General features: G+C 39.9%; 11 protein-coding genes. 5 read left to right on the top strand and 6 right to left on the bottom strand.

Going from position 1 to position 17791, the window contains the following annotated elements; genetic code table 11:
- Positions 1 to 11: 11 nt before the first annotated feature.
- The 4 genes from B4G94_RS23310 (at position 12) to B4G94_RS23295 (ending at position 7139) form a co-directional block, all read left to right on the top strand.
- A complete protein-coding gene (locus B4G94_RS23310) occupies positions 12 to 602 on the top strand; it encodes a DUF3267 domain-containing protein (RefSeq protein WP_286862338.1) in 591 nt (196 codons plus the stop codon).
- Positions 603 to 1020: 418 nt separating this feature from the next.
- Entirely contained in the window at positions 1021 to 2787 is a 1767-nt protein-coding gene (locus tag B4G94_RS23305) for a family 43 glycosylhydrolase (protein ID WP_286862336.1), read from the top strand.
- 9 nt (positions 2788 to 2796) lie between these two features.
- Entirely contained in the window at positions 2797 to 5982 is a 3186-nt protein-coding gene (locus B4G94_RS23300; protein ID WP_286862335.1) for a glycoside hydrolase family 2 TIM barrel-domain containing protein, read from the top strand.
- A 230-nt stretch (positions 5983 to 6212) separates the two neighbouring features.
- On the top strand, positions 6213 to 7139 hold the full coding sequence (locus B4G94_RS23295; RefSeq protein ID WP_286862333.1) for a 2-hydroxyacid dehydrogenase: 927 nt from the start codon (positions 6213 to 6215) through the stop codon (positions 7137 to 7139).
- Positions 7140 to 7179: 40 nt separating this feature from the next.
- Here the strand turns inward: B4G94_RS23295 and B4G94_RS23290 are convergent, their stop codons facing one another.
- Entirely contained in the window at positions 7180 to 7416 is a 237-nt protein-coding gene (locus B4G94_RS23290) for a hypothetical protein (protein WP_286862331.1), read from the bottom strand.
- Between the two features lie 119 nt (positions 7417 to 7535).
- Positions 7536 to 7778, bottom strand: coding sequence for a nucleotidyltransferase domain-containing protein (locus B4G94_RS23285; RefSeq protein WP_286862329.1), 243 nt, complete (start codon positions 7776 to 7778; stop codon positions 7536 to 7538).
- 185 nt (positions 7779 to 7963) lie between these two features.
- Between B4G94_RS23285 and B4G94_RS23280 the strand changes: the two genes are divergently transcribed.
- Entirely contained in the window at positions 7964 to 12010 is a 4047-nt protein-coding gene (locus B4G94_RS23280; RefSeq protein WP_286862327.1) for a hybrid sensor histidine kinase/response regulator transcription factor, read from the top strand.
- A gap of 111 nt (positions 12011 to 12121) precedes the next feature.
- Here the strand turns inward: B4G94_RS23280 and B4G94_RS23275 are convergent, their stop codons facing one another.
- Genes B4G94_RS23275 through B4G94_RS23260 form a run of 4 tightly spaced genes read right to left on the bottom strand, consistent with a single transcriptional unit; the run spans position 12122 to position 17761 of the window.
- The gene (locus B4G94_RS23275) at positions 12122 to 13342 is read right to left on the bottom strand and encodes a hypothetical protein (protein ID WP_286862325.1); all 1221 of its coding nucleotides are present in this window, start codon (positions 13340 to 13342) and stop codon (positions 12122 to 12124) included.
- A gap of 9 nt (positions 13343 to 13351) precedes the next feature.
- Positions 13352 to 14587, bottom strand: a complete 1236-nt coding sequence (locus B4G94_RS23270) for a DUF4998 domain-containing protein (protein ID WP_108636619.1) — start codon at positions 14585 to 14587, stop codon at positions 13352 to 13354.
- Positions 14588 to 14618: 31 nt separating this feature from the next.
- Positions 14619 to 15815, bottom strand: coding sequence for a DUF5000 domain-containing lipoprotein (locus B4G94_RS23265; protein WP_108636620.1), 1197 nt, complete (start codon positions 15813 to 15815; stop codon positions 14619 to 14621).
- Between the two features lie 32 nt (positions 15816 to 15847).
- Complete coding sequence (locus tag B4G94_RS23260) at positions 15848 to 17761, bottom strand: RagB/SusD family nutrient uptake outer membrane protein (RefSeq protein ID WP_286862324.1); 1914 nt, start codon at positions 17759 to 17761, stop codon at positions 15848 to 15850.
- Between the last annotated feature and the right edge of the window lie 30 nt (positions 17762 to 17791).

Raw genomic sequence — 17791 nt, 5'->3', positions numbered from 1 at the left:
ACAACAACCATATGGAAATGGAATCACTTTCCGGATATGTTAAAGAAGAACGGTTTATAGATCTGTACAAGGCAAATATCTTTGCCCTTTTCTTATTTATTCCAATTATTCTGTTGTATACCTTACCATTTTATCTTATTTGGGAGCCCAATGAAAACCCGTTTGTTTTTATCAAAAATATGTTAGAAATAACGTCGTTATCTTCTGCGTTGATAGGTGTCCTCATAGTGGTCATTGGGGTAGTGGTGCATGAACTAATTCATGGGATAACTTGGTCATGTTATACCAAAAATGGGTTCAGATCGATCAAATTCGGTGTTTTAATGAAGATGTTGACACCTTATTGCCATTGCAAGGAGCCACTTCGTGTCCGACAGTATATCATAGGTGCATTGATGCCATCGATTATCCTAGGGATCATTCCTATTATCTATGCATGGTACAGTGGAAATATTCATATACTGCTGTTTGCTATTTTTTTTACCGTTTCTGCTGCCGGTGATTTTATGATTGTTCACTTGATATGGCGAGAAGATATGCGAAGCCTAGTTCTTGACCACCCTTCTGAGGCGGGATGTTTCATCTATAAAAAAGAAGATTAATCGATAGATTGAGCTTATTACTGTTCATTGCATATAGCCGATTGACAAAAGTTAAAAGCTGGTCGAGTTACGTAAGCCAACGATGCAGGCAACTTTAAAATCTCAGCTAGCAAAGAAAAAGCATGCGCACCCACCTCCTGTGATGGTTGTGTAATTTTTTGATCAACTGAACATTTTCAATTGGTTTCGGAGAGGGTACTGTAGAAAATTCTGTCGTTTATCAAAATCCGGGATAATCATTTGTCAGTGGAAGTGCCCCACTGATCATTACGTCCGAAATCGTATTTATGTAATCTCATTATTACATAAATACGAATATATCCCCGTTTTTGACCTATATACCCCTCAATTTTCATCGAAAAGGGATATATTTTTGTTTATGATAATCAAGAGCTATTGTCTTAAGAAACATAAATTAATGATGAAAAAACTTTTATTTGTCTGCCTTAGTTTGCTTACAAATTATTTCGTTGCGCATAGTCAACAGCCAATACCATCTGGGTATAGTTTGGTCTGGTCTGACGAATTCAATGACGAAGGTTCTCTCGATACAAACAAATGGAGCTATGAGGAAGGCTTCAAACGTAACCGTGAAGAACAATGGTACCAAAAAGATAATGCATTCTGTCGAAATGGTGTGTTGATTATTGAGGCCAAGAGAGAAGAACGTGAACATCCTGGCTTTCAACCGGAAAGTACTGATTGGATTAGTTCCCGTAAAAAGATAAAGTATACCTCAGCGTCAATAAATACCTTGGGCAAACAAAAGTGGCAATATGGCATTTTTGAGATTCGGGCACGTATTCCTATAGGCGAAGGACTTTGGCCCGCTTTCTGGACTTTAGGTACCACCAAGGAATGGCCTTCCAATGGCGAAATAGATATCATGGAATATTACCGCGGCAATATATTGGCCAATATCGCAATAGGGACCGACCAACGTTGGAAAGCGCATTGGTTTAGTAAGACACAAGCCGTCAAAGAACTAGGCGGGAAAGCTTGGGCCGATCAATTCCATATCTGGCGGATGGCCTGGGATGAAAAGGAAATTGCTCTTTACGTGGATGATATCGAGATGATACGCGTTACATCGGATCAATTGGTCAATCGCGATGGTACAGGGTTTAATCCATTTACACAGCCACATTACTTGCTCTTGAATTTGGCGCTGGGTGGTATTAACGGCGGCACGATCGATACGAAGTTACTTCCGGCAAAGTACGAAATAGATTATGTACGTGTTTATCAAAAACCGAAGTCTGAAGTCTTTTCTGACTTTCGACCCGGCGCAACATGGAAAGATCAGTCCGGTGATGTGATCAATGCACATGGAGGCGGAATCCTTTATCAAAACGGAAGGTATTATTGGTACGGTGAGAAACGTGGGGGAAGCACATCGCAGGGGGTCAATGTCTATTCCTCAGATGATCTATACAATTGGAGGTTTGAAAGACTGGCGCTGACTCCGAGTGCTGATTCGACGAGTGATATTGCATGGGGGTGCATCATCGAAAGACCAAAAGTCATCTATCATCATAAGCTAAAGAAGTATGTTATGTGGTTCCACCTCGAGTTAAAAGGACAAGGCTATGTAGCAGCTAGGGCTGCAGTTGCTGTCAGTGATTCGCCCGTTGGCCCATTTCATTTTGTCCACAGCTTTCGGCCCAATAATAATATGTCCCGGGATATGGGGTTATTTGTGGATACGGACGGTAAAGCTTATCAAGTCTATTCATCAGACGAAAATTATGCCCTACGTATGGTTCAATTGACCGATGATTACCTCCATGTAACCTCCAAAGATTCCTTATTATTCCGAAATCATAGAGAAGCTCCTGCTTTATTTAAGTATAGAAACAACTATTATTTGGTTACCAGTGGATGTACCGGTTGGGCTCCAAACCGTGCAGAGCTCCACGTAGCAACAAACCTTTTTGGACCCTGGAAGTCTCTCGGGGATCCCATGGTTGGTGCTAACTCGGCGTTCACTTTTGGGGGGCAGTCTACATTTATACTCCCTGTTGCAGGAAAAAAGGATGCTTTTATTTTCATGGCCGACCGTTGGAATCCCAGGAACCTTACGGACAGTAGGTATATTTGGTTACCCATCGACCTAGTAAACGACAAAATACAAATAAACTGGAGAGATAAGTGGGATCTGACTCATTTTTCAAATAATTCATAATAACTGCAAATGCAATTACTGAACAGATTAGTACTCCTAGTGCTGAATAGCCTCGTGCTCCAGGCTGACCTGTATGCACAGTCGAGTGTGACATTAACACGTGATGACAATAATCTACATCGACAAGATACTGTTATCCGAAAAGGGATTCCTTGGCTGGATGAAACTATAACCGAAGAAAATCGGCTCCCTATGCACACTGATTTTGTCACCTTTCGAAATGCATCCGAAATTATCAACAATGATTGGCGCGAATCTTCAGCCTATTTAAGCTTGAATGGCTCATGGAAATTTAAATGGGCAAACAGTCCTTCACAATTGCCAGCTCACTTCGAGGCATTGAACCATGATGACCATAATTGGGACAATTTTCAGGTGCCTGCTAACTGGGAACTTAATGGATACGGTTTTCCGATGTATACAACTTCGGGTTTTGAGTTCACTTATCTGATTGGAAAACCAAATCCACCTGTAGTACCAATGGAATTTAATCCAACAGCTGTGTATCGACGTAAAGTGATACTAGCCGATAACTGGCAGGAAAAGCCCGTTATTCTACATATTGGGGCGGCCAAGTCAAATTTATCTGTTTGGGTGAACGGTGAATACGTTGGCTATGGAGAAGATAGCAAATTACCTTCCGAATTTGACATTACAAAATACTTAAAAAGAGGAGAAAATCTGATTACGATGCGCGTGATGCGATGGGGAGTAGCAAATTATCTGGAAGATCAAGATATGTGGCGTTTGAGTGGTGTGACGCGCGACTGCTACCTGATAATGCGCGAATCGGTACACCTGAACGATATTCAATTGTCCCCCACGCTTAATGATTCATTTGACAACGGCGTATTGAACACCAAGCTAATCTTAAATAAGATTAGCCAGGAAGATTTGACTGCGGAGATTATACTGACTAGGAATGAACAGCTTGTAGCAAGTGAATCTGTGAAAATATCGGGTAAAGAAGCGTGTGCGGGACTGGCCGTGGACAGACCGGCACTTTGGTCTGCAGAAGCCCCGAATTTATACCAGGTAATTATCCGGTTGAAAGACAGCCGCGGAAGAGTGGTTGAAGTTATAACCCAGCGCGTAGGTTTTCGCAAGATAGAGATTAAAAATGGTCAATTGCTTGTCAATGGTCAGGCAGTACTTATTAAAGGGATAAATAGACATGAAACAGACCCAGTCACTGGACATGTGATCTCAAAAGAAAACATGTTGCGAGATGTGCGGTTAATGAAAAAATTCAATATTAATGCTGTCCGTACGAGCCATTATCCCAATGCAACGTATTGGTTACAGCTTTGTGATCAATACGGACTTTACGTTATCGATGAGGCCAATATAGAGTCCCATGGTATGGGGTATGACCTGTCCTATACCATGGCGAATAGGCCGACATGGGAAAAGGCTCATGTCGAACGAGTTGAACGCCTTATCCAGCGCGACCGCAATCATCCTAGTGTGATCATTTGGAGCATGGGAAATGAAGCCGGGAATGGGTACAACTTTTATCGGGCATATCTTCGCATGAAAGAATTGGACCAAAGCCGTCCTGTACAGTACGAAAGGGCTGTGAACAATTATGGCGAAATGCGATTTGATTGGAATACGGATCTGATCGTTCCGATGTATGCAAGTCCGTCGGCTATGAAGAATTATGCGATGAAGAATCCTAAACCCCAGCGGCCTTTCATTCAATGCGAATATGCTCATGCCATGGGGAATTCATTGGGTAACTTCAAGGAATATTGGGATATTATTCGAGCAAATAAAGGAATATTCCAGGGAGGCTTTATCTGGGATTTTGTGGACCAGTGTTTTGTTAAAATAAACAATAAAGGCGATACTGTGTATACTTACGGTGGTGACTATGAACCCAAAGAAGCCATCACAGACTGGAATTATGCATCCAAGGGGATTTTTTATGCCGATAGAACCCCTTATCCCCATGCTTGGGAAATGAAGAAAGTTTACCAAGATATTCACAGTAGCTTATTGGGCGACCAACGTATAAAGATTTACAATGAACGCTTTTTCACCGGATTGGAAAATGTTGAACTCCAATGGGACCTTATTGTAAACGGAAAGAAAGTCCAGTCTGGTCTGGTCAAGAGCCTGCATGTTTCTCCGCAGCAGTTTACCTCGTTGGCTATTCCTTATCAGACAGCTACTCAAGGTGAGAAATTTCTAAATTTGACGTATCGATTGAAAGAAGCGGAACCATTGCTTCCCAAAGGACATATTGTCGCGACTGAGCAGTTGTCTTTAGGAGGAGTTTTCAAACCGAATACGACCATTTTAGCTAAAGGGAATATCAAAACAGAGCAAAGAGATGGAAATCTTGTTATTGAGGGAAACCAGCTGCTGATCAAGTTTGATCTTAAATCTGGATGGCTGACACATTATAACTATAAGGGGCAGAATTTTACCGATGAACAAGCTTTTTTTAAGGCTAATTTCTGGCGGGCTCCGAATGACAATGATTTTGGTGCAAATACACCTGAAAAGCTAAAATCCTGGAAACAGGTTACAGATGCGATTGAATTGGAAAAAATTTCATCAGAACTTGTTGGTAATCTAGTTTGCGTTTGCGCTACGTATAAGATGCCACAGGTATTTGGTTTATTGGAGATGAAATATTGCGTGAATCAATCGGGTGAAATGCGCGTTTGCCAAATATTCAGGGCTGACACGACCCAGAAGGTGGCCTTTCTGCCACGTTTTGGTATGCAATGGATCATGCCTGCCGGATTTGAAGACTTGGTTTATTACGGAAGGGGCCCGCAGGAGAATTATATTGACCGAAATTTTTCCTCACATGTAGGACTATATAAACAAACTGTAGAACAACAGTATTTTCCATATGTTATGCCACAGGAGACGGGTAACAAGACCGATGTCAGATGGGCGGAAATAAAGAATAAGCGAGGTCGTGGACTGCTTGTTACTGCAGACTCGACTTTTAGTATTAGCGCTTTGCATTATTTTGACAGCGATTTGGATGATGGCCCAAAAAGACAACAGCGTCATGCGGCCGATCTGGTCAAAAGGAAGCAAACACAGCTCAACATAGACCTCAGGCAGATGGGCGTTGGCGGAATAAACAGTTGGGGAGCGTGGCCACTTTCTGAATATACATTGCCCTATAAGGATTATTCCTTTTCTTTTGTGATAAAACCCATAGAGTAATTTCTTTATTTTACTCTATGCCTCATATGCGAGAGTATTTGCGCAGATAGGTTTTGGAAAGGCTATTCAGATCAATAGAAACTGGTCGTTTCATTTGGGCGATTTAAAATACATGAGGCAAGTTGATATTTTATTTCATTAGCCTTCCTCGTGTAATTTTTAGGAGGTGGTTTACTGCAACGTATTACTATGTTTAAGATAAATGTTATTTTCGTATAAACGAAAGAAATATGAGTATAGCATTGATACTGAATAGCGGCCGGGCCGAAGAATGGAAGCTCGAAATCAATAAGCATTTACCTGAAACAAGAGTCGAGATCTATCCGGATATCCAAAACTATGATGAGGTCGAGTTTGCGCTTTGCTGGAAGCCTGAGGCAGGTTATTATGCTCATTTTCTTAATTTAAAAGTTATCCAATCTGGAGGAGCCGGAATAGATCATTTATTACCGAAATCTATACCATCACATATTCATACCTGTAGGATTGTAGATCCAATGCTAAAAAGCGATATGTTTGAACATGTTTTGACCTGTGTGATGCATTCGATGAAGAATTTTTCGGCTTATGCTAGAGAACAGAGAAAAAAACATTGGCATCCCCTAGTGTATAAATCCATTGGTCAAACGTATATAACGGTTTTAGGATTAGGTGAAATAGGAGGGTATGTTGCCGAAAGATTGGTTGAGCTAGGTTTCAAGGTCAATGGTTGGTCCAATTCTCCAAAAAATATACAGGGAGTCATTTCTTTTACAGGTATTGAGGGCCTTAGCTCAGCAGTTGAGCAGACGGATTTTATTGTGAATGTTTTACCATTGACTGATGCCACCAGCGGAATTTTGAATCATCAGTTTTTCTCCTTATGTCCGAAGGGAACTGTTTTACTTAACGTTGGTAGGGGCGACCATCTTGTGGATGACGATTTAATAGAAGCGATAGACAAAGGACAGATTGCCGATGCTTACCTCGATGTGTTTCAACAAGAACCATTACCCCAAGAGCATCCATTCTGGAATTGCAGCTCTATTTTTATAACACCTCATGTTGCAAGTAGGACAAACATTGGCTCTTCGGTCTTGCAAGTGGTGGATAATTATAGAAGAATGGCTGCTGGGCAACCTTTGCTCAATGAAGTTTCCTTAAAAAAGGGCTATTAAAAATCCTTGCTGCCATAGAGGTTTCACCTCTCCATTTCGTTTATTCACCTTGCCGTAGTGTTGTCTCTACTTTGCGTACGCCCCTCGGAAGATTATTATTTTTGATATGAAGTAGAGGTCCAAATACTGCCATACGCAAATATGCCATAAAATCGAGTGCTTCCATATATTCACCTCTTCCAATTTTTGTTAGCCCATAGTGCATCCAGGTCCAAAATCTGTCTTCGATCCATTGGAAGTCAGGAACCGGAAATTGTGCTTTGGTCGTGTCTATCACTTTTTGTAAAATATTGTCGATATCTAATAAAATAATAGGATCTTCAATCCTGACGCAAAATTCCTCAAGAGTGATAAACTTAATATCTACGTGTAATAGGGGAAAGTCATATAGACAGATTAACAACTTTTTTCGCCAACATGTTCACCTGTAAAAGCTGATAAGAGATTTCGGAAGCGGTTAGCATACTCGACCATCCGTGATCTGTTGGCGTTCAGATCCTCTTCGGTGATGATCACTAAGTCTAGATCAGACCATTTATCAATTTGACTGGTTCGCCAGGAGCCAGAGACTGCTAATCCAATGATATTCCGATCTCTTTTTAAAACCTGAACAACATTTTTTGCAAATGCTTTCTGCATAAATACCTGTTTTGAATACCAATATAATGCTTTTTTGTCTGTGATTATAATACATATGACTTGGAATCCCGCTCAAAATAATGAGATAATAGGAGCTATTATAATCAATAAACATTGAATTTAAGTTTGTTGATCGCCATGCTTTTTTTATATTTAAGTGTCATAAAAACAATTATAATCTATCTATGAAAAATATCTACTTGACCCTTTTCGGATTTTTTTTGTTTATTCATGTGGTTTGGTGTCAGTCATCTATTGCTTATTTAGGTATAAACCAAGGGCTTTCTAATGATCTTGTCACAACAATTTTTCAGGATCGAGACGGTTTTATATGGTTTGGAACATCAAATGGTTTGAATCGTTACGATGGATACGAATTTAAAGTTTTTAAAAATGATCCTTTGTCTAAAAATACACTCTCTGATAACCGTATAACAGCTATTACAGAAAGTAAATTTGCAAATCTGTATGTAGCGACGAAAAGCGGGCTTGTTGTGATCGATCCAAGTCGTACCAATTATCAGCAAGTATTGTTACAGTTGCCAGATGGAAACACGCCCATAAATTTTGCAGTTCATCAAGTTGAGCAAGATGGCCGTGGTCAGGTATTTGCACAAGGAGGAGCTAAGGGGCTCTTAAAAATTCAGGAAACAAAAGATTATAATATAGCACAACTTATACCTTTGAAATATGACGGCCAAAGCTTGTCCAATTACCGTGTTAATACGATTTGCAAAGCAGCTGGTGTTGGAATCTGGGCGATAATCGAAAATCTTGGTTTGGCTTATTATGATTCTGAAAAGGATACTTTTTCGCTGACCGAAAAAGGAAACTTTCAATCGGCGGCTATGGTAGCAGATCCGACAGGAAATATTTGGTTTTCCAATAGGGGACAAATTGTTTGTTACAATACAAACGCAAGATCTTTTACATATTACAATTTTGGTCCTTACCGAAAACCTATCGTGAACCTTTATTATGGAAAGGATAAAAAGTTATGGATATGCACGGACGGTATGGGCATTCAGAAACTCGATATCAATACTGGGAAGTTTGGGGATCAAGTAGGATTTGATCAACAGCAATTGACCAGTAAGTCTATTTTTGCAGTACTTGAAGATAAAGATAATCGTATTTGGATCGGAACATTAAGGGGAGGAATCAATATTATAGATCCACTTAGAAGAAGGTTTAAAACATCAAAAATCAATCCCAATAGCCGACTGGTAAATACTTCCGATTTTACTTTATCGTTTGAAGAAGCAGATCAAAATCATATATGGATCGGTACAGATGGCGATGGATTATACAAATGGAATAAGACCAGAGGTGTAATAGAAAATTATCCCTTTTCATCGAATTTAGATCTCAGGCATACTTTTGTTACAGCACTTGTCCAAGATCGGTTGGATCAACTCTGGATCGGAACCTATGATATGGGTATCTTAAAGTTAAACACGAGAACCGGTGTGACGAAACATTATACCTGTTATTTTCCAAACACCAAATATATTAATAACACCGTATGGCGTCTATTTAAGGATAGAAAGGGAGTTCTTTGGGCTTCCACTCTTAGTGGTGGAAATGTCTATTTTCTAGATAAGGTTACAGATCAATTTAAACCGCTTGATTTGCCGATAAACGATGTGTTAACTTTTTATGAAGACAAGAATAATGTTTTATGGATGGGATCATGGAATTTCTTATTCAAGTTAGATTTGAGGACAATGGAATACAAAAATTACCGCATAGGTACTCCAATCCGTTTTATACAACAAACAGAAAATGGATTTCTTTGGCTTGGTACGGAGGGCGCAGGACTTTTACATCTGAATTTAAGCACCATGAATTATAGGCGTTATACGGAAAAGGATGGGCTTGTCAGCAATACACTATTGAATGCCCTACAGGATACGCATGGGAATATCTGGATATCATCACTTGATGGACTTTCTAAAATGGATGTGCGAAAAAAAGCATTTCAAAATTTTTACCAATCGGATGGTTTGCAAAGTAATCAGTTTAACTATAACGCAGCAATAAAATTAAGAGATGGTCAATTGATTTTTGGAGGCATTCGTGGCTTCAATATATTCAACCCGCTGGAGATATTCTTTCAGACAAAGTATCCGCCTTTAAAATTCACTGAATTAAGTATTGATAACATCCCTTTTGGTCGGGCTGAAAATCAAAAGGGAGTTTCGTTGAATACTGTTAAAAGCCTCAAAATACCTTATGACAGTGCGACTTTATCTTTTTCGTTTGCCGCGTTGGACTTTACTTTTTCGGATCGGATTAATTATGCTTATTATCTCGAAGGTTGGGATAAGGACTGGAATTATGTCAATAAGCAAAGGGCTGCTTATTATTCAAACCTCAAGGAAGGCAGGTATACATTGCGTATCAAATCGACAAATGCAAATGGAGAATGGAATCAGGATGAACGAACAATTAGCATTCAAATTTTGCCGCCTTGGTATAGAAATACCTGGGCTTATTTAGGATATATGTCGCTCTTAATTGGTGCCATATATCTTTACAATAAATACCGAGAAAATAAGGCATTATTGTTAGTGAAATTGAAAACAGCTGAATTTGAACGGGAAAAGGAACACGAATTAACCGAAGAGAAATTAACATTTTTCACCCATATTGTCCATGAAATTAGGACGCCGTTGACACTAATCGTTAATCCGATTAAAGATATTATCAGCAACACAAAAAAAAATAAGGAAGAATTGGACGAATTGAAATCCATTTATACGCATTCAAAGCGATTATTAAATCTTGCTGACAAACTTCTTTTGTTCAGAAAAACCGACGGGAATTTCGACGAACTTTCTTATACAGTATTTGATGTTGTCTACCTATTTCGAGAGGTTTTTGAATCGTTCAGGCAATTGGCAAATTATAGGAATATTACCTATCTATTTGAATCCGCTATTGAAAGACAGATCATTAAAGCTGATTACCAAAAATTGGAAATTTGTTTTGTTAATTTACTGCAAAACGCACTTAAATATACAGCTGAAGGTGGATCTATATCCGTAAAAATAGATAGTCCGGATCAAGAGTTGAGATTTGATATCATTGACTCGGGACAAGGCCTACCTACTCAGCTGACTGACGAGATATTTAAACCTTTTAAACGGAATTTTAGATTATTTAATAAAAGTGAAGAAGGTTTTGGAATCGGATTATTTTTTGTTAAAAAGTTCATAGCGCTTCATCAGGGTAAATTGGAGTATTCTGCCAACGCAAATGCTGGGGTGACTTTTTCTATAACATTACCGCTTGATGATTTGATGCACGTGGATATGTCATATAAACAACTTGATACACAAAAAACAACTGTTGAATATGCTCCCACTGTGCAAGAAAATGATTTGGGTGAGGTTTTGGGACCATTATCTATAAAAAAGAGGCAAGTTGACGAATTGTATAGTACCATATTACGTGACAAAATACTTGTCGTTGATGATAACGAAGACATGCTCCGTTATATTAGCAATATTTTTTCGGATAAATACCATGTTATAAATGCGGATAGTGCAGAAAGCGCAATGAGTGTGTTAGAGAAGTTAGAACCTTCCATTGTTATAAGTGATGTGATGATGGCGGGTGATTCGGGTATTGACCTCTGCAAACAGATAAAGAATAGTACGCGTCTCAGTCATATCCCCATTATTTTATTGACTGCCAGTTCATCATTTGATGTTAAATTAAAAGGTATTGAAGTAGGAGCTGATGATTATGTAAATAAGCCATTCGATAAAGAACTGCTTCTGACACGCGTTGAAAGTTTAATAGAGAACAAAAATAGACTACATGCTTATTTTTACAGTGAAATCACATTGAAGTCAAATGACTATAAAGTTCCCGTTGCCTTCAAAGATTTTTTGCAACAGGCAATTGAGATTGTCGAAATGCACCTGTTAGATGAAGCTTTTACTGTAAAGACGCTAGCTGAAGCTTTAGGAATGAGCCACTCAAATATGTATAGGCGTATAAAATCGATATCAGGTAAATCCGCTAACGAATTTATACGTTATATTAGGATGCGTCGGGCAGCACAGCTACTCATCGCTAATAAAACGAATATTAATGAGACTGCCTATAGTGTTGGCTTTAAAGATATCAAACACTTCAGGCAGCATTTTGCTAAAATATTCGGATGTTCACCATCTGAGTATCGGAAACGTTATAATCATTTGGGAAAAGCTGGGCAATAGGTAACGGCAATGATTAAATGGCGTGTATGGAAAGAAAAAACAGAAAAATAGTTGCCTGTAATAAAGCATCTATTTTTCTGTTTCGATAAAGAAACCTGTTTTGTGCTATTATTAAGTTCCGCTGTGGCTGGTCATACCATCTTTTCGCATCGCTTCGATTATTAGACAATTGTAGACGTAGTCCCAGCTTGAGGTAACTTCCGAGTTTTGATTTAAGCCATAGGGCCACCAGTGCATAGTATCGCCATTAATAACCGCAGATTCATCGGTATTGATCGATTTTAGCATCCTGTTAGCGTTGGTCAAACTATACTTACCGTTTACAATAGCTTGCGACCACCAGTTTGTCGTACCGGTTCCAAAAGTATGGTTCATCTCATGCAACATCGTGCGTATATTTTGATAGCTTTCATTAGCGCCAAATCGCATCCATCCCTCATTGTTGGCATCGGCAGTAGGGACTCCTGGATCGTAGTTGAGATAAATATGTTTGGTAGCGGAGGTATATTCATTCGTATACCATAGCGCACTGTCGAGGGCCACTTGCAGCCGTTGATAAGCAGCAAGCTGTTGGGCTGTAGGATTATTCACTTTATTGAATGTGTAGGTTACTTTACCTTTGGCGATCGTACGGAAAGAAATGTCAGGTCCATAACTTACGCCGGTTTCGTTGATTGCATATGCCCGAAGATGGTAGTCTGTACTTGGAGTAAGGTTATGAATACCAATTCGAAACTTGCCCGTACCTTTTGATCCGTTCACAAGCTTATGATCACTTATCAATGGTTTTTCCATAGTTCCCCAACATATTCCTCGTTCGGTAACTGCACCACCACCACTGCTAATAATATTCACATCATAATAAATTATTGATGAGCCGATGATAAAGACTGGATTGGTGCCAAAGGTAACAGATTGTATATCAGCAGTTGTTAATTCCTCTTGCATGCCATAAGAAATGCCACCCTTATTTTTGGCATAAGGCCGAATATAATATGTTTGGGAGGGATTTAATGCGGATAAGGCTACGCTAAATTCACCTGATCCTTTGCTAGAGCTGGCTTCTATAGGATTATTGTCGATTGTAGGATTGGGAGTAATGCTCCAGCAGATACCACGGCTTGTCACTAGAGCCCCGCCTTTGTTGACTACTTTGCCTGTAATCAGAGCCCCAGTCGTTGTGACATTGGAGAAGGTTAATTTCCCCAACTCAGCAAGTGCGATGCCGTCTGTTTTTTCCGGAGGCATCAAAGCACTTATTTCGGCGGGAGTTTTTTTACAGCCTGAAAAACTACAGGCTGTAATCAACAAATAAAAAACTGATTTATTCATGTCTATAGGTTATAATTTTTCGAAAATCATATTACCCGAAACTTTAAAATAGGAGCCATCGGAAGCAGTTCCATTCATGTTTCCAAGAAAGCCCAAGGTTACCGATCCTGCTTCGATTACCGTAAACTCAAGAATGGCCTGGTTTCCCGATATCGTTTTATAGCTGATGGCTGTGTTTAAGTCTGCTTGATCAGGTAGTCTGTTACCTTTTGCGGCGAGAAGATTAACTACCCCCGCACTCCCTTTGTCAATTTTTGAGACAGTAAAACGATATTTGCCGGGCTGAAGGTTGGTGGTTTGGTAAATCTTGCCATTTACTATAGGAGCTAAGTTAGGAGAAGGAGAAGCCCATTGCCACCAGCCAGCTTCCAAAGATAAACAAGCCTTTTTATCCCTGATCTCTATCCCGCCATAGTATTTTACTTCGGAGGTTCTGTAGTTTTTTGCTGCCTCGTTGACCAGCCAATAAGCTGGAGTGCCCCATCGATCGCCGCCCATTTCCAATGTCTCGAAAGGAAAGTTCATATTTTTAAGATACACCTCCTTAGGCAATATATTTGCAGAATAATTTGTGTAGAATGTATCGATACTTAGCGAATCTGGAACAAATAACGTACGGTAACGAAATGGTTTTCCGGGTAAAAAGTTTGCAAGCACACTTTTGCCAAATTTAATGGAGTCCCGCTGGACGACCAATTTTCCTGCTGTATTTGTATATTCAACTTCTGTAAATTGGGCACCACTTGTTAGATCGATACCCCCCCAATTGACCGTCGTTTTCTGATCTCCAGCAAAATAGTCGGCGCTATAGCTTGGTCTATTAATAAGCCCCGAACTGAACCTCTCACCATAAGATACGCCTGTTCTAAACACACTCAACGATTTATTGCCTTGCGCATCAAAGGTAATAAGTTCAAAATTGTGTACGCCCTCACTTATTTTCAATGATAGCTTCAGGGTATCTACTCCTGTAGTCCGATTAATTTTAAGCTCTGTGGAATCTTTTCTATTATCCCAATATATTTTGAGCCGTTCTACTTTCGGATCAGCCATAAATAATCCGGTAATATAAACTCGCTCATTGCCTGAATATATCTTCACTGAATCGATTTTCCCGGTATAGGCTATTTCACCACCTTCTAGGTACTTTTTATAGTCATCACTTTTTGAACAGCAAAGTAAAAAAAGCATGGTTACACTTAGCATGGTTGCTATAAAGATTGTTTTAATATGTTGTATTTTCATAATAGTCTAATTGATAATGAAATAGATCGTATTAACGTGGATCGCCATACACCTGTAATTCGGCGATTGACATAAACGATGATCCCTGCCAATTTTTAATGGTTTTGATCCGGAGATAACGAGCCTTTGGTGCACTCACATCAAAGTCAAAACTTAAACCCGAATTAGCGAGCTGATAATCTTCGTCGGTTTGTTGTCCCATAGGTAATCCAGAAGGTTTTTTACTTTCAAATGTACCCAAGAGTGTCCAGTTATTCCAGCTACCGTCTGATGGTGGATTGTCAGACCCCCACACTTCAAAGAATCGTACATTTCCGCCATAGTAATACATCCGACCATTATTGGTATATTCCGGATAGTCCCAAATGACGATCCTGCTCATTTTAGCCATGATACCGGTATCGAATGTAACCCATTGTGGACCGTTGACGGTGACATCTGTTAAAGAAATATTGGGCCAGTTCCAATTATCCCCGTCCCACATTTTGGATAGGCCTGTGGAGGCATATTGTTGCTTGGTATCCGTAGGCAAGGTAACAGCCGTGTACCGCGATTTTGGTAATGCTGTTTCAAAGAGCGGGGTTAATGTAGTGACAAGTGTATCGGTAAAGTTCATGTATTTGTCCCTGACTGTAATAGCAAATTGTTTGGGATTTGGTTGGAATCCACGAATGGTGCGTGAGATTTGTTTGGCCGAAGTATAGATGTTATCTACTGAAGGTACCCACTCACCGAGTGAATCCACCATAACCATGACCGTCAAATTTTTCTCGGTTTCATTTTCAGCAGTAATCCGGATGCCTCCAAAAGCAGGAATCGCCTCCAAACTTCGAAAAGTAGCCCAGATCGGATTTTCTTGGGGAACTACAGCTACTTCAATAGGGGCAGAACTAATCTCACTTCTATTCACGGCATACAACTTAATCTGATGAGGATTTGTATCTGCAAAACCTTCGACTAGCAGCGTGTTGTTGTAGTAGGAAGATTTTACTTCCATTTCCTTTCCGGATTTTAACTGATAAACCGCTTTGATATACAACAGATCCTGATCCTTCGGTAGGGTATATGTAATTCTTGCCGCGCCAGGTAAATTTTCTACCTTGATATTGCTGACTTGTCCTGGTGCGTTACTGTTGATGACTGGTGCAACCTGGATTTCTTCTTTACAACTATGGAATAGGATGCAGATGAAAAATATGGACTGCATCAGTTTTCTATTTATATTCATTTTCTAATGACTTTAAGGGTAAATTAAATGGACTACCAACCTATATTTTGAATCAATGAAGGATTTACAGTTAATTCGCCTTGGGCTATGGGCCAGAAATAATCTCTGGGAGCCACAAACGTTTGTTGAAATAGTGTCCTTACCTGATAGTAGTCGTTGCTGACCTCTTGGTTTACGCTCCAACCGGTGATATTCTGATTGAAATATCTAACCGCTAATTTCCAGCGTCTCAAATCCCAATAACGTTTTCCCTCAAAGGCTAATTCGATCATTCGTTCACGTTGAATGATCTCACGAAGGCCATCTTTGGTAGTAGGTTTGTCAGGGTTTGAAGAAAACTGGCTCCAAGAAGATAGGACTCCAGGGATTCCGGCACGCTCACGTATACGGTCTAAATATGTATAGACCTCACTTGAGGGACCGTTTGCTTCATTTAATGCTTCAGCATACATCAAATAAATATCACTTAATCGTGTGTTTGGCCAAGGATAATATTTATAGCTGACACCATTGCTGCTAAATGCCTGTTCCCAATTGACTAGTTTTTTAAGAAAATATCCCGTTTCATTAATCCAACCATGGTTATTTGCTCCGGCAGGTTGATTTAATTTCGCCTGCACATAATAGGTGTCTTCGTCCGACAAGCTTTTGGTATCAAATTTAAACCAGATCCCGCCATCAAAACCTAGATCAGCATAAAAACGCGGCTCTCGGTCAAAATTTAGACGCGCCGTTGTATATCCCTCCTTAATGTAATAACGATCTGCTGCCGTCGCCACACGTAGGCTTGATTTGTCGTTAAAGTCCAAGGTTTTGTCTTCATTGATAGGTACGCCATTTTTTGTATAAAACATTTCTGCTATTTTCAGGGGCGCACTCAAATGCTGTCTTGCAGTTCCTACTACCGCCTCTGGCGTTAATAAAGGCATTGCATCCCGTTGTATATTCCATGCCTGATGATTGGGATTTGCCCATATATGTTCGGAAGACCAGCGTTCATTGAATCCTAGATTGATACCAAGTACCTTGGCTGTCACGTCGCTCATTTTAAACTGTCCATATTCTGCTTTATTGAAGGGGAAAAATCGTATGCCTGCAGCATCAGCAGTTTCAATGGCGACTTTGGCTGCTTCAGCGGCTCTAGTCCATTTTGAAGCATCATAAGACGGTTTAAATAGTTGTTCACCTTTTGTATTGCGCATGGACTGGTAATCTGCATTTCCATTGAACAGTGGGCTCGCAGCTGTCAACAATACCTCTGCCTTGATCGCCTGGATAATTGGTTTGGTCACTCGTCCTAGTTCCGCTGCTTGGTTGGGAATAACCAATGGAACAGCTTTCTGTGCCGCAGAGTCAAGTAAAGTGACGATGTAATTGACGACCTCGTCGACTGGGCGTTGTTCCACCCGGACAGCGGACTGGTTTGCATCAAGTGATATATTTTTTTCGACAATAGGAATTGGACCATATTGGCGGAATAATAGATAATGGTAATATGCTTTTAAAAACAATACTTCGCCTATCCATCTCGAGCGGTCATCGCTAGATAGATCAGGTACTTTGGATAGATCAGCTACGTTTTCTAAAAAGATATTACAATCTCGAATTGCAATCCATAAGCCACTTCTCCAGGAGTCTACCAGTGGTTGATTGACATTTTGCCCACCTCGTGCTATACGCCAGTTATTGGCCGGATAAATTTCACGCTGTGCAACTGGGAGCCATACTTCGTCGCCTGCAAGAAAACCAATATTGCTTTGTGCGTCCGAATTATTAGGCAGCCATGAGTAGCAGGTAAATAGAAATTTTTCTGCTTCATTACGCAAGGAAAATGCGTTGTCGATCGTCGCAACGTTATCTGGAACGACATCGATATAATCTTTACAGGCAGAAACTCCAAAAGCACTAAACAAAATGTATGCAATATAGGTTGCTGTCTTTTTCATATTTTTATTTTTCATTATTTCTTATGTGTG

It is taken from the genome of Sphingobacterium sp. UBA7625 (assembly GCF_002484085.1).
Taxonomy (GTDB): Bacteria; Bacteroidota; Bacteroidia; order Sphingobacteriales; family Sphingobacteriaceae; genus Sphingobacterium; species Sphingobacterium athyrii.
Note: the sequence above shows the minus strand (reverse complement) of the source record. Positions and strands in the feature narration are given on the sequence as shown.